This is a genomic window from Helicobacter pylori (assembly GCF_003638305.1).
GTDB lineage: Bacteria > Campylobacterota > Campylobacteria > Campylobacterales > Helicobacteraceae > Helicobacter > Helicobacter pylori_DJ.
The window spans coordinates 78,492-92,717 of sequence record NZ_MVYP01000005.1; the positions used below are offsets into that span (position 1 = coordinate 78,492).

14 protein-coding genes are annotated in these 14,226 nt (G+C 39.4%); 5 read left to right on the top strand and 9 right to left on the bottom strand.

Features of this window, described 5'->3' with window-relative positions:
• Positions 1-164 precede the first annotated feature (164 nt).
• The 5 genes from EAL04_RS03450 to EAL04_RS03470 form a co-directional block, all read right to left on the bottom strand.
• Entirely contained in the window at positions 165-716 is a 552-nt protein-coding gene (locus EAL04_RS03450) for a hypothetical protein (protein ID WP_120973286.1), read from the bottom strand.
• Positions 717-837: 121 nt separating this feature from the next.
• The gene (locus tag EAL04_RS03455; protein WP_120973288.1) at positions 838-1,671 is read right to left on the bottom strand and encodes a transporter substrate-binding domain-containing protein; all 834 of its coding nucleotides are present in this window, start codon (positions 1,669-1,671) and stop codon (positions 838-840) included.
• 48 nt (positions 1,672-1,719) lie between these two features.
• Positions 1,720-2,466, bottom strand: coding sequence for an amino acid ABC transporter ATP-binding protein (locus tag EAL04_RS03460; protein WP_000111347.1), 747 nt, complete (start codon positions 2,464-2,466; stop codon positions 1,720-1,722).
• Between the two features lies 1 nt (position 2,467).
• Positions 2,468-3,139 (bottom strand): amino acid ABC transporter permease, encoded by a 672-nt coding sequence (locus EAL04_RS03465; protein ID WP_120973290.1) that lies wholly within the window; start codon positions 3,137-3,139, stop codon positions 2,468-2,470.
• Between the two features lies 1 nt (position 3,140).
• Positions 3,141-3,794, bottom strand: a complete 654-nt coding sequence (locus EAL04_RS03470) for an amino acid ABC transporter permease (RefSeq protein ID WP_120851710.1) — start codon at positions 3,792-3,794, stop codon at positions 3,141-3,143.
• 210 nt (positions 3,795-4,004) lie between these two features.
• Here EAL04_RS03470 and EAL04_RS03475 point away from each other — a divergent pair, with 210 nt between their 5' ends.
• Entirely contained in the window at positions 4,005-6,068 is a 2,064-nt protein-coding gene (locus EAL04_RS03475) for a carbon starvation CstA family protein (protein WP_120973292.1), read from the top strand.
• Between the two features lie 360 nt (positions 6,069-6,428).
• On the opposite strand, the gene hofH is transcribed toward EAL04_RS03475, so the two are convergent.
• Both hofH and pgi read right to left on the bottom strand, forming a co-directional pair.
• On the bottom strand, positions 6,429-7,844 hold the full coding sequence (gene hofH / locus EAL04_RS03480; protein WP_120973294.1) for an outer membrane beta-barrel protein HofH: 1,416 nt from the start codon (positions 7,842-7,844) through the stop codon (positions 6,429-6,431).
• A gap of 305 nt (positions 7,845-8,149) precedes the next feature.
• A complete protein-coding gene (gene pgi, locus EAL04_RS03485; RefSeq protein WP_120973296.1) occupies positions 8,150-9,787 on the bottom strand; it encodes a glucose-6-phosphate isomerase in 1,638 nt (545 codons plus the stop codon).
• Positions 9,788-9,850: 63 nt separating this feature from the next.
• On the opposite strand from pgi, the gene EAL04_RS03490 reads away from it, so the two are divergent.
• A complete protein-coding gene (locus EAL04_RS03490; protein WP_120973298.1) occupies positions 9,851-11,011 on the top strand; it encodes an HP1165 family MFS efflux transporter in 1,161 nt (386 codons plus the stop codon).
• 6 nt (positions 11,012-11,017) lie between these two features.
• On the opposite strand, the gene EAL04_RS03495 is transcribed toward EAL04_RS03490, so the two are convergent.
• Both EAL04_RS03495 and ccoS read right to left on the bottom strand, forming a co-directional pair.
• Positions 11,018-11,992, bottom strand: coding sequence for an NAD(P)-binding domain-containing protein (locus EAL04_RS03495; RefSeq protein WP_120973300.1), 975 nt, complete (start codon positions 11,990-11,992; stop codon positions 11,018-11,020).
• Positions 11,993-12,017: 25 nt separating this feature from the next.
• Entirely contained in the window at positions 12,018-12,209 is a 192-nt protein-coding gene (ccoS, locus tag EAL04_RS03500; protein WP_001090949.1) for a cbb3-type cytochrome oxidase assembly protein CcoS, read from the bottom strand.
• Between the two features lie 130 nt (positions 12,210-12,339).
• On the opposite strand from ccoS, the gene EAL04_RS03505 reads away from it, so the two are divergent.
• The 3 genes from EAL04_RS03505 to ybeY all read left to right on the top strand — a co-directional run bounded on the left by EAL04_RS03505 (position 12,340) and on the right by ybeY (position 13,982).
• The gene (locus EAL04_RS03505) at positions 12,340-12,921 is read left to right on the top strand and encodes a DedA family protein (protein ID WP_120973302.1); all 582 of its coding nucleotides are present in this window, start codon (positions 12,340-12,342) and stop codon (positions 12,919-12,921) included.
• A 90-nt stretch (positions 12,922-13,011) separates the two neighbouring features.
• Positions 13,012-13,506 (top strand): flavodoxin, encoded by a 495-nt coding sequence (locus tag EAL04_RS03510; RefSeq protein ID WP_001962940.1) that lies wholly within the window; start codon positions 13,012-13,014, stop codon positions 13,504-13,506.
• 53 nt (positions 13,507-13,559) lie between these two features.
• Entirely contained in the window at positions 13,560-13,982 is a 423-nt protein-coding gene (gene ybeY, locus EAL04_RS03515; protein ID WP_120973304.1) for an rRNA maturation RNase YbeY, read from the top strand.
• The last annotated feature ends 244 nt before the right edge of the window (positions 13,983-14,226 follow it).

Consider the following 14,226-nt stretch of genomic DNA (forward strand, 5'->3'; position numbering starts at 1 on the left):
TCAGTATTTGATGAGGACAGAGCTTTTTTTAACGCTTGAGGTAAAAACACAAACAGGGTTTTTAAAATTTTTTAAGATGCGATCAAAAATATCCGCAACGAATAAGAAAAATCTCCTAATTACAAAAGATTAAGAGATTTTAAGAATGAAGCGAAGAATAAAGACTAGTAAATGGGTTTAGCGCCTTTGAATTTATATTCCGTAAGAAACCCGGTGCCATCAAAATTACCCACCAAAGAGATCTTTGCAATATCACCCACTTGACAATCCGTCTCTAAAATAAGATAAGGCACTTCATTTTGACCGATTAAAGTGATCACTTGGCCCTTTTTTTCACGGCTTTGCTTGGGGAACTCTTTAGAATCAAGGCCTGTGGTATTATCGCCGGTTTGGAGCATTCTAAAAGCATAGCACATGCCGTCATTGATTTGAGCGCTATAAATTTTGCCTTTTTTAACTTCTTTTTTAACCCCCGGTTTAACCGCAATGCGTATTTCTGAATGGATCTCAGCTTCTTGCATTTTGCCATTATAATTTCGCACCTGAACCTTATGCACGCCATTAGGATCTCCCTTTTTAAGCAGAGAATCTTCATAACTGAATTTTTGAATGTCTAAATCCCCATCAACAAAACTCCTAGCGTCAAGCTGAACGCTCAAAAGCCCTAGCAACCCAACCAACGAAAATTTCAAACAACGCTTATAAAAATAACTCATCAACAAATCCTTTCAATGTAAAATCAAACAAATATATCCCAAAATGAAAAACAAAAAGATCACAAAATTGCTAATTTAACAACAAAAACGCACCTTGTCAAGAAATCAAAGCCTAAAGAAATCATTCAAAAATAATTTCTTCCGGTTTGATTCCATCGCCATAAACAGGCTCTAAAGTCTCCTTGTAAGCTTCTTTTAAAAAGTCGCTAGAAATGAGGGAATCAATTTCGTTGTTCAACCATTCTAAAAGCTTAGGGTTACCCTTTTTAATCGCTGGAGCGATCACATCCTTATCGCCAAGGCTTGTAATGCCTAATTTAAATTCAGGGTGTTGTTTCGCCCAAGCGAGCAACAAAGTGTTGTCATGGGCTAGAGCGGTAGCCTTATTGTTTAAAAGGGCTAAAAAAGTCTCTGTGTTTTGCTCAAATTTCAAAAGTTTGATATTGGGGTAATTTTTAGTGAAATAAAAATCCGCTGTCGTGCCTTTATTCACAATCAACTCTTTATCTTTCAACTCTTCTATATCTTTAATGACCCCATCTTTAGAAATCACCCCCAAAGCGACTTTCATATACGGATTAGCGAAATCCACGACTTTTTCTCTTTCTTTGGTGTGCGTGAAATTAGCCATGATAATATCCACTTTATTGGCTTTTAAAAATTCCACCCTAGCTGAGGCTTCTACAGGGATAAACTCTATCTTATTTTCATCGCCCAATAAATCAAGGGCCATGCGTTTAGCGATGACCACATCATAGCCTTGATAGTTCCCTTTAGAATCCACAGAGCCAAAAGGAGGCTTATCGCTAAAAACCCCCACCTTTAAAACCCCCCTTTGTTTAATGACTTCTAAAGCGTCTTTCTTTTCTTTATGGCTATCAGAGCATGCGCTAAAGACTAAAGCGATTAAAACTAAAAATAGCCCCCACATTTTAAAAAGCCCGTTTGTTTTCATAAAACCACCTTTTTTTAAAATTAAAACTATCTTTTTAGCAAACTTTATTTAACAGCTCCCTAAAAAATGGAAAGTTTCTAAAAATTTTTGCGCTCTTTGAGATTTCGGATGGTTAAAAAATTCTTTAGCGCTGTTTTCTTCAGCGATTTTACCGCTATCAAAAAACACGATTTTATGAGCGATTTTTTGCGCGAATTTCATTTCATGCGTTACAATCACCATGCTCATGCCCGTTGTGGCTAGTTCTAAAATCACTTCTAAAACTTCTTTAACCATTTCAGGGTCTAATGAGGCGGTTACTTCATCAAAAAGCATGATTTTGGGTCGCATGCATAAAGAGCGCACGATCGCTACTCGTTGTTTTTGCCCACCGCTCAATTCTTTAGGGTAAGCTTGTTGTTTATGCTCCAAACCCACTCGCTTTAAAAGCTCTACGGCTTGAGAAATGACCTCATCTTTGGATCGTTTTTGCACTTTTAAGGGGGCGAGTAAGATATTATCTAACACATTTAAATGCGGGAACAATTCATAATTTTGAAACACCATGCCTATTTTTTGGCGCATTTGATTCCAGTTAGTGGTTGGCGTATTAAGGTTAGTGTTTTCAAAAAGAATTTCACCTCCATCAATCTTTTCAAGCCCGTTTAAACATTTTAAAAAAGTGCTTTTCCCGCACCCGCTAGGCCCTAAAATCACTGCCACTTCACCCTTATTCAAAGTGAAATTGATGCCGTCTAAAACCAAATGGTTTTGATAGGTTTTTTTTAACCCTTTGGTTTCTAAAATCACGCTCATTTTACCCTCTAATGTATTGGAATTTTTTTTCTAAATAGGAACTATACAGGCTCAAACTATAGCATAAACTAAAATAAAACATTAAGATAACGCCATAAACCACAAAGCTTGCATTAGGCATGCGTAAGAGGTTAAGCTCTATGATTTGCTGGCCCACTTTTAGCAAATCAATCGCTCCAATGAGAGAGACTAAAGCCGTGGTTTTAATCATGCGCGTGAACAAATTAAGGCTTGAGGGCAATAAAGACAAAAAGCTTTGAGGGAAAATAATATTAAAAATCACCTTTTTTGAATCTAAGCCTAAGGCTAGAGCGCTTTCTACTTGGTGTTTGCTCACGGAAGTTAAAACCCCTCTAGTCAAATCCATCATTTCAGCGCCCCCCCACAAGCTAAAAACAATAACGCTCGCCAAAACCGCGCTAATGTGCAAATCAAACAAGCTCGCTAACCCAAAATACACAATAAAAAGCCATGCTAAAAGCGGGATGATGCGAATGCTTTCTAAATACACACGACACGCTAAAACCATTATTTTAGAGCCAAACGCCATCAAACTCCCTAAAAGCATTCCAACAATGATTGAAATAACCGCAGAGCTAAGAGCGATCAAAAGAGTGGTTTCAAACCCTTCTAACAAACGCTTGAGGTTGTCTAATTCTAACAAAACTCCCATTTTAAGCCACTTTCTTTTTAAAAAAACGCTCTAAGATCACAAACAAAACGCTTAAAGGGAGTAAAGCGATCAAATAAGTGAGGCTTAACATCAAAAGGCTTTCAGTCGTTTTGTAATAAATGCCAATAAAATCTTTCGCCACAAACATAATATCGGTTAGGGCTATCGCGCCCACCACCGAAGTTTCTTTGAGTAAAAAAATCACATTCGCCCCTATAGAAGGCATAGAAACGCTTAAGCTTTGAGGCAGAATAATATAATACATCATCTTCAAAGGGCTAAACCCTAAACTCAAAGCGCTTTCTCTTTGAATGGAAGCCAAGCTCTTAAACCCAAGCAAAAAACTTTGACTCATATACCCCCCACCCAAAAACCCTAACGCTAAAATCGCGCATTCTAAAGCGCTCAAACCGATTTCATTCAACCCGTAATACAAAAAGAAAAGTTGGATGAGTAGGGGCGTGTTCCTAGCGATTTCGCCATAGATATAGACAACAGGAGAGATAAAGCGCGTTTTAAAATACAAAATGATCGCGCACAAAAACCCCACCAAAAGAGAGAGCAAAATCCCAAAGAAAGAAATATAAAGCGTGAGTTCTAATCCCTTAAAAAACGCAGGGATGGAGTGAAACATAAAATCCCAATCTAATGCCATAACGCTATACCTTAAAATTAATGACGCTTTAAAGCACCATGTTTAAAAACAGCTCTTACTCACCCTAATTGTTAGAAGTTTGGAAAACCCAAGCCTTTATGCGGGAAGTTTATGAGCTATTTTGCCACTATTCAAAGAAAATTTGGATTATAATAAAAAAACTGGCTGAAATTAACAACAATGATTAAATAATCATTAAATGGAGAGGACATGCAAAAAAGTTTAGTTTCTTTGGCTTGGGTTTTTGTAGCTATTTTAGGGGCGATCTGTTTAGGGGTGTTAGCCTTACACAAGGGCGAGAGCATTAACACGCTATGGCTTGTAGTAGCGAGCGCTTGCATTTATAGCATAGGCTATCGTTTTTATAGCCATTTTATCGCTTATAGAGTGTTAAAGTTAGACGATAACAGAGCCACGCCCGCATGTATAAGGAATGACGGCAAGGATTTTGTGCCAACCGATAAAGCGATCACCTTTGGGCATCATTTCGCCGCTATTGCTGGGGCTGGCCCTTTAGTAGGACCGATACTAGCCGCTCAAATGGGTTACTTGCCCTCTATCTTATGGATTTTGATAGGCTCGGTTCTAGGGGGTTGCGTGCATGATTTTGTGGTGCTTTTTGCTTCCATTAGACGCGATGGCAAGTCTTTAGGCGAAATGATCAAGCTTGAAATGGGTAAATTTGTAGGTATGATCGCAAGTCTTGGCATTTTAGGGATCATGCTCATTATCATTGCGATTTTAGCGATGGTGGTGGTGAAGGCTTTAGCGCATTCGCCTTGGGGCTTTTTTACGATCGCAATGACTATTCCCATTGCGATCCTTATGGGGCTTTACATGCGGTTTTTCAGGCCACATAAGATTTTAGAAGTTTCTGTTATCGGCTTTATTTTGTTGATTATAGCGATTTATGCGGGCAAATATATTTCTTTAGATCCCAAACTAGCGTCAATTTTTACTTTTGAAGCCGGCTCTTTAGCGTGGATGATCATGGGTTATGGTTTTGTGGCTTCTATTTTGCCGGTATGGTTTTTACTCGCTCCACGAGATTATTTAAGCACTTTTTTAAAAATTGGCGTTATAGGGGTGTTGGTTGTGGCCATTATTTTTGTCGCTCCGCCCTTACAAATCCCTAAAATCACGCCCTTTGTAGATGGCAGTGGGCCTGTGTTTGCAGGAAGCGTGTTCCCTTTCTTGTTTATCACGGTGGCTTGTGGGACGATTAGCGGCTTTCATGCTTTAATTTCTTCAGGCACGACCCCTAAAATGCTCGCTAAAGAAAGCGACGCCAGGCTAGTGGGCTATGGCTCTATGGTGATGGAGAGCGTTGTGGCTCTTATGGCGTTGGTGTGTGCGGGGATTTTACACCCAGGGCTTTATTTCGCTATCAATTCCCCAGAAGTGAGCATCGGTAAAGATATAGCTGATGCGGCTTCGGTGATTAGCTCATGGGGGTTTAATATCAGCGCTGAAGAAATCCGTGAGATGACCAAAAACATCGGCGAAAGCTCCATTTTGAGCCGCACCGGTGGGGCGCCCACTTTTGCGATCGGTTTAGCGATGATCGTGTATCACATTTTAGGGGATCCAAGCGTGATGGCGTTTTGGTACCATTTTGCGATTTTGTTTGAAGCTTTGTTTATTTTAACCGCTGTGGATGCTGGCACACGAACCGCTCGTTTCATGATTCAGGATTTGCTCGGTAATGTTTATAAACCTTTGGGTAATCTTAGTTCCTATAAGGCTGGGATTTTTGCCACTCTTTTGTGCGTGGTAGGGTGGGGGTATTTCTTGTATCAAGGCACGATCGATCCTAAAGGGGGGATTTATACGCTATGGCCTTTATTTGGCGTGAGTAACCAGATGTTAGCGGGCATGGCGTTGTTGTTGGTTACGGTGGTGTTGTTTAAAATGGGGCGTTTTAAGGGGGCAATGGTAAGCGCCTTGCCGGCAGCTTTGATTTTAGCAATCACTTTTTATAGCGGTATTTTAAAGGTGATGCCAAAGAGTGATGATAGCGTGCTTAATAACGTTTCGCATGTGGCGCAAATGCAAATCATCAAAGAAAAAATCGCGCTCACTACCGATGAAAAAGCGCTCAAAACCCTCCAAAAATCCTTTCTTAACCATGCGATTGATGCGATTTTGTGCGTGTTTTTCATGCTTGTAGCGTTATTAGTGCTGATCGTGAGCGTTAGGATTTGCTCAAACGCTTATTTTAAAAATCAAATTTACCCACCGCTAGCTGAAACGCCCTATATCAAAGCCGCTTGAATAAAAAAGGGGTTTTAGCCCCCTTTAAATCCATAAAATTTAAATCCATAAAAAAAGTTTGACCCTGTTCGTGAAGTGTGCAAACACTAAAGGCATTTGGGATTTCTGTTTTAGTTTTTAAAAAGCTATCGCTTGCTTTTTTAAAAGCTCAATTTTAAAGATGATGAAGATAATGGATATTTTACTTAATGGGTATGATTTAAAAGAGGGCTTTGCTTGAAAAGAAATTTTACATATAGAGATTAGAAAAACAGCGTTAAAAAACGCCTATCATATCGTAGGAGACAGCATCAAAATGATGCCTACTATATTTTGTGATCATAGTATCAAAAAGACGCCTACCATAATCATAGGGTAGCATCAAAAAGATGCTACTAGAGCCGTGTATAACGCGCTCCTGTCAGAATAAAGGGCTGGGAAGTTTTTAGGCACAGGCCCGTTTTCACCCGGTTTAAAGCCTTTGTTGGTATGCACGCCATAATATGCAAGATCCACGCTACCGCTCAAATATTCATTGAATTTATAGCCTAAAGAGATCATCGCTCTCGCTTCCCAAGAAACTACTGAATTGGAGTATTGCGTGGCGAATTTCCATGTGAATTTTTTGGCAAAATGAGTGCCGCCACAAGAAAGGAAAATGGTAGCGGCGTCTCTTTTAAGGGCTGTGCCTGTAAAACCCGCATAGACGCTGTTACTCCCCATGATCACACCGCTTGGATTCCCCATGTTGCCTATCCAACCATTAGCGTTTTGAAAGACTTTATAAAAGGCGATGGAAACATTGTAATTGTTGATGTCAAAGCGTTGGCGGATAATGAGGTTTTGCCCGTTTTGAGTGGCAGGCGTGTCGTATTTATAGACTGGGCTTCCATTGGATTTAACGATCATCCAAGGGTAGTAAATGGGGAAAAACCCTATGACAGCCGTATCAGAGCGAAAGCCTGTGCCGCTAAAATTGGGGTTAGAGTCCCAACCAATCTTAACGCCTGGAGCGTTAAAGATTTGAGGCGAAAGGTAATAAAAGCCTTCTATGAGAAAACGATGAGGTTTATAGGTGAGTTGCACCGCATGCGTGCCATAAAGCACCTTTCGCCCATGGCTATCATAACCTCCCTTATCGTTTTTGGTAAAGCCTCCGCTATAAGTGGTCCGTGCGGCAAACCAATCCATCAAAAACGAACCGTAAGCGAACGCCCTACCCCATGAGCTAAACCAAGTCAAGCGCGCATGCTTGTATTGCCCAGAAACTTGAAAGCCTTGCGTTTGACCGCTTTTATAAGGCATAGTGGAGAGATAGCGTCCGGCTTTTATTTCAAAATAATTCTTATAGGCGTATTCTAAATACGCATCGCTAAAGACATAGTTGCGGACATTTTTGTTGTGTTTCATGTTCTGTGTCTCAAGGCTATCGGTCTGTAAGATATTCGTATAGCCCCCCATGAACCCATCATAATAACCAAAGAGGTTGTAAGCCACAGATCCGTCTTCAAACTTCTTCGTGCCGTCATAAAAAATAGATCCCACCATGCCCCCTATTTTGCCTTTTAGAACATGGTCTGAAACCTTTTTGGGTAACAGGCTAAAACCAAGCCCTAAATAGCCCGCAATCGTTGCGAATTGCTGCATAGGGTAGATGCCTCTTTCTTTATTGATTTTATGCTGGTTAAAACCGATAGTGCTGGATTGATCCACAAAGCCGTTGAGCTTAGCTTCAAAACCTTGCAACGAAGAGCTTAAAAACGCTCCAAAGAATAAAACCTGACTTGCCTTTTTCATGCATGCCTCCTAAAATGAGATTGATAAATGCAAATGCTTTTAAAGATAAATCTATTCTTTGATTTTTATTATTCTTAGCTTTGAAATAATTATAATATGTAAAATAATGCGTATGATGAGAAAGTCAAGCTTTTAAAGGCTAAAAACGATCAATTTGTGGAAAATTTACTCTCTTTAAATTCAAATGGCTAATATATGGCGATAAAATCCGTTATGATTAACGGATTATTTTGAATGGAGCGCTTGAGAATGGGGTTAAGCTTTGCTTTATTGTTTTTAGGTTTTATCTTGTTGTAAGATAAAGCCTATTGGTTGTAATTCTTATACAATTCTATTAAGTGTTTAGTGGAGCTGTCAAAATAAGCGTTGCTTTTATGCCCTTCTAATTCTTGTAAAATCGGCACGGCTAATTCTTTCCCAAGCTCCACGCCCCATTGATCAAAGCTGTTAATATCCCAAATAACCCCTTGCACAAAGACCTTATGCTCATAAAGAGCCACCAATGCCCCAATATTGCTTGGTGAAATCTTTTCTAATAAAAGGATATTAGAGGGGCGGTTGCCAAAAAACACCCTATGGTGGGCTAAGTCTTTGGCTTCATCTTTGTCTAAGCCTTTAGAAAGCAATTCCCCAAGCGCTTCTTCATAGCTTTTGCCTTTCATGAAGGCTTGCGCTTGCGCTAAAACATTGCTGAATAAAATCTCATGATGGCCTTTAGCGTTAGGTTTTTTATCCAAAGAGGCGATAAAATCAATGGGGATTAAATGCGTGCCTTGATGCAAGAGCTGGAAAAAGGCGTGCTGAGCGTTAATGCCCATATCGCCCCAAACAACAGGGCAGGTGTCATAGGGGATGATTTCGCCTTTTTTGCTGATGCGTTTGCCATTGCTTTCCATATCCAATTGCTGGATGAATTTAGGGAAATGCCTTAAATACTGATCATAAGGAGCGATCAAGTGGCTTTTGGATTGAAAAAAATTGATATACCACACGCCGATTAATCCCATTAAAACGGGCAAATTGCTTTCAAAAGGGGTGTTTCTAAAATGCTCATCCATCAAATACGCCCCTTTCAAAAGAGCGTTAAAATTTTTCTTCCCTAAATAGATCATAATGGATAAGCCAATGGCCGACCACAAGCTATAACGCCCCCCTACAAAATCCCAAAATTCAAACATGTTATGCTCGTCAATGCCAAATTGTTGCACGGCTTCTTTGTTGGTGGATACCGCTACAAAGTGCTTAGCGATATGCTTTTCATCGCCGCTCCTTTCTACAAACCATTTTCTAGCGGTTAGGGCGTTGGTTAAGGTTTCTTGAGTGGAAAAAGTCTTGGAAGCCACGATAAAAAGCGTGCTGGCCGGATTGATTTTTTCCAAAACGTCTAAAATCTGCGTGCCATCCACATTAGACACAAAATGCATTTTTAATCTCGGATGACCGTAGCGTTTTAAGGCGGTGCAAACCATTAAAGCGCCCAAATCTGACCCCCCAATACCGATATTGACAATATCAGTGATCACTTGATTAGTATAGCCCAATCTTTTACCGCTTCTCACGCTATCGCTAAAGGCTCGCATGCGTTTTAAAACGCTTCTCACGCTTTTTAACACTTCCATGTTGTCTAGCAAGATTTCTGCGTCATTCAAACTTCTTAAGGCGGTGTGTAAAACGGCCCTTTTTTCGGTGGTGTTGATTTTTTCGCCCTTAAACATCGCTTCAATCTTTTCTTCTAAAGAGCAGTCGTTCGCTAATTCAAAAAGAAGCTTTAAAGTGGTATCGTTCAAGCGGTTTTTGGAATAGTCCAAGCTCAAGCTTTCCAATTGCACGAAATAACGGCTCGCTCGCTCTTTGTCTTTAGAAAACCAATCGTGCATGTGCACTTCTTTGATTTCTTCATAATGTTTGAGTAATTTTGGATAAGTTTTTAATTGGGTTAGCATCAATACCCCTTAAATAAAAGATATAACGCTGTATTATAAGCTAGTTTTAATTATAATTTTCAAATGTTAAGAAAAAACATTTTAGCTTACTATGGGGCGAATTTTCTCTTAATCATCGCTCAAAGCTTGCCCCATGCGATTTTAACCCCCTTGTTGCTTTCTAAAGGGCTTAGTTTGAGTGAAATCTTGCTCGTGCAAACCTTTTTTAGCTTTTGCGTGCTGGTGGCTGAATACCCGAGCGGTGTTTTAGCGGATTTGATGAGCCGGAAGAATTTATTTTTGGTTTCTAATGCCTTTTTAATCGCTAGTTTTTCGTTTGTGCTTTTCTTTGATAGCTTTATCCTCATGCTTTTAGCGTGGGGGTTGTATGGTTTGTATAGCGCATGCTCTAGCGGCACGATTGAAGCTTCACTCATCACAGACATTAAAGAAAATAAAAAAGATTTGTCCAAGTTTTTAGCCAAAAACAATCAAATCACTTATTTAGGCATGATTATAGGGAGTTCTTTGGGATCGTTTTTGTATCTCAAAATCCATGCGATGTTGTATATCGTGGGGATTTTTTTAATCATGCTTTGCGTGCTAACGATTATGTTTTATTTTAAAGAGAATCAAGCGGATTTTAAAAGCCAAAAAAGCCTGAAACTCCTTAAAGAGCAAGTTAAAGGCAGTCTTAAAGAGCTTAAGGATAACCCCAAGCTTAAAATTTTGTTAGTGGGGCATTTGATTACGCCTATCTTTTTTATGAGCCATTTTCAAATGTGGCAAGCGTATTTTTTAAAACAAGGCGTTAAAGAGCAATACCTTTTTATGTTTTATATCGCTTTTCAAGTGATTTCTATCCTCATTCATTTTTTAAAAGCCAAAAATTACAGCCAAAAAATCGCCTTGAGTTTGCTTGTGGTGTTACTAAGCGTTAGCCCCTTATTGCTTAGCAATATCCCTTATTGTTTCATAGGGGTGTATGCACTCATGGTGGCGTTTTTCACTTACATGAGTTATTGCTTGGGGTATCAATTCTCCAAATTCGTTTCTAAAAACAACATTTCATCGCTCTCATCGCTTTTATCAAGCTGTGTGCGTGTGGTTTCTGTGCTAGTTTTATCGCTCAGCAGTTTGGAACTGCGTTACTTTTCACCCCTAACTATCATCACCATGCATTTTGCCTTAACGCTTCTAATCCTCTTTTTCTTTTTGTATAAGGCTAAGCCGTTTGATGAGTGAGCGGCTCTAAGAGCACAACCTTTTAGCGATTTCTAAAGCGACATCATAGCCATGATTTAGCGCGGTAGCGATGCTCGCTCCTGATTTGAATAAAATATCGCCCACGATGAACAAATTAGGGATATTGTTGCTCTCTAAATTCTCCTTCACCACAGGGATATTCGTGCTAGGATCTAACTCTAAAGAGCAGCGTTTAAAAAACTCTAAAGGCGTAGAGCCGCCGATCGCATACAGCAAGCGATCAAAACTCTCGTTCGTGTTATCGGTGAAGTTAACTTTGATTTGAGTGCCATCTTCTTCTAGGCTTTCAATATCCACTCCAAGCTTGCTTTTAAGCGTGTTGTTGTCTAGGACTTCTTGCAAGTTTTTAGCGTTGTCTTCATTGATACGGCTGAATTCTTTCTTGCGGTAATTGAGAGTGGTTGGGGTGGTTTTACACAAAGCAATGGCGTATTCCACCGCTGAGTTGCCTCCGCCGATCACAAGGGTTTTTTCATTTTCCTTACAATCATTGATGCTAAAAACCACTTGTTTGGAGAGCGCAACAGGGATTTTATAAGCAGTAGGGCGGTTTGGCTGGCCCATTTTCCCGATCGCAACCACCACGAATTTAGCATGATAGGTTGTATTAGAAGTGGTGGTGATTTTAAAGTATTCGCCCTCTTTTTTCACGCTCTCAATATCGGTTTTATAGCTTGGCGTGATGTGATGCTCCTTTAAAAGGTTAGTGAAATTCTCTAAAGTCTCTTCTTTAAAGCTGTCTTTAAAAGGGATATGCCCTTTAAGCTCTACGACTTGCTTTTTATAATCTTTATCAATCCTTTTACCGGCTTTATAAAACTTTTCCAACATGCCTGAATGGCTTTCGGTTTTTTCGCATAAAAGCACTTTTTTAACGCCGGCTATTTCGCATTCTATCGCTGTGGCAATGCCCCCAGGCCCTGCGCCCACTATCAACACATCTAAAATTTCTTGACTCATTTTCTATCCTTTTTATTTTTATTTTTTAATTCTTTTGGCGTTTTTCTTGTAAAATCGCTTCGTTCAAATCGCTCGCGCTATCATACAACACGCTTTCAAGCATGCGTTTTTCATCGTCAAACTGACCGCTTTTAACCCCCCATAAAAACGCTATCAAGCCTACCAATCCCATAAGCACTGAGACAACTAACATGATGGTTAAAATTTCTGTATTCATCTCTATCTTTTAGGTTATTAGGATAACCCTACCATTATACTAAAAGATAGCGTTTAAATCACTAACAACGCTCATTTGGTTGAATAAATTTGGATAACATGAAAATGAGAAAATTAAAAAGAGGGTTTTTATGCAAGAAGCGTTGTTGCGTTTTCAAGAGGGTTTTAAGGAGTGGGGTTATCTTATTTTGTTTTTATATTCTTTAGGGGGTGGGTATGTGGGGATTGTCATCGCTTCTGTTTTGAGCGCTACCACGCACGCTTTGGATATAAAAATAACGATTCTTGTCGCTTTTTTAGGGAATTTAATAGGGAGTGGGGTTCTTGTAGTCTTTGCCCGCTATCAAAAAAGAGAGTTTTTAAAGTATTTCCATAAGCACCGAAGAAAGCTTGCTTTAGCGAGTTTGTGGGTGAAACGCTACGCTTTTTTAATGATTTTTGTCAATAAATATTTGTATGGGATTAAAAGCGTTGTGCCTTTGGCAATTGGTTTTAGCAAATACCCTTTAAAAAGATTTTTATGGCTTAATGTTTTATCCAGTTTTTTGTGGGCGTTAATCGTGGGGAGCGTTTCTTTTCAAGCGAGCGATTGGGTGAAAACGCTGTATGAAAGGCTTTCTCATTACACTTCGTTTTTTGTGATAAGTTTTGTTCTTATCGCGCTTTTAATATGGTTTTTATTGAAACGATATTCGCGCAAAATGGGTTTTTAAGCAAGATTTCTAATTAAATGCGCTAAACTACGCCCACAAGCATTCGCATAAAGCGGGTGCGTTAATATCTTTAAACACAAGGATTGGAATATGGGAAAAATTGGTATCTTTTTTGGGACAGACAGCGGGAACGCTGAAGCCATTGCCGAAAAAATCAGCAAGGCTATTGGTAATGCCGAAGTGATTGATGTGGCTAAAGCTTCTAAAGAGCAATTCAATAGCTTTACAAAGGTTATTCTAGTCGCTCCAACAGCCGGTGCGGGCGATTTGCAAACAGATTGGGAAGACTTTTTAGGCACGCTAGAAGCGAGCGATTTTGCGAATAAAACCATTGGGCTTGTAGGCTTGGGCGATCAAGACACTTACAGCGAAACTTTCGCAGAAGGCATTTTCCACATTTATGAAAAAGCGAAAGCCGGTAAAGTGGTAGGGCAAACTCCCACTGATGGTTATCATTTTGAAGCTTCTAAAGCGGTAGAAGGCGGTAAATTCGTGGGTCTAGTGATTGATGAAGACAATCAAGACGATTTGACAGACGGACGAATTTCAAAATGGGTAGCAGAAATTAAAGGTTCTTTCGCTTAGTCTTTAAAGCCCTAGATTTTAGGGCTTTTTTTAAACTTCTTTTTATATTTTTAATGCTAGAAATAGACAACCAAACCCTACTAGAATCGGACTTTTTGTTATTAGAAAAAATCGCAAATTTTTTAGCCCCCACTCAAATCATTGAACTTGTTTTAGTGAGCGATGAAACCATGCGAGAAATCAATAGGGATTTAAGGAACTGCGATTACGCTACTGATGTTTTGAGTTTCCCTTTAGAAGCGATCCCTCACACCCCTTTAGGGAGCGTGGTGATTAATGCGCCATTAGCTCAAGAAAACGCCCTGAAATTAGGGCATAGCTTAGAAAATGAGATCGCTCTTTTATTCATTCATGGGGTGTTGCACTTGTTGGGCTATGACCATGAAAAGGATAAGGGCGAACAACGCCAAAAAGAGGGCGAACTCATTAAAGCTTTTGACTTGCCTTTGGGTTTGATTGAACGGGCGCAAGATTAGTTTTAAATCTGCTCTAATACTGACAAATAAAGCTTTTAATTTCTTTTAAAATGGGGCTTTAATTATTTTGTCTTATATTTTAAATTTTATTTTATAGTAAAGGGGGGATAGGAGGTAAAACATTTCCTCCTGAAACCCCCCAACTAAATCCCACTAATCCCTTAAGATCGCATTATAAAAAACTATCTCTTGACTAGCGTCAAACTCTTTCGTATTGGATTATAAAAAATGATTTTAGTATTTT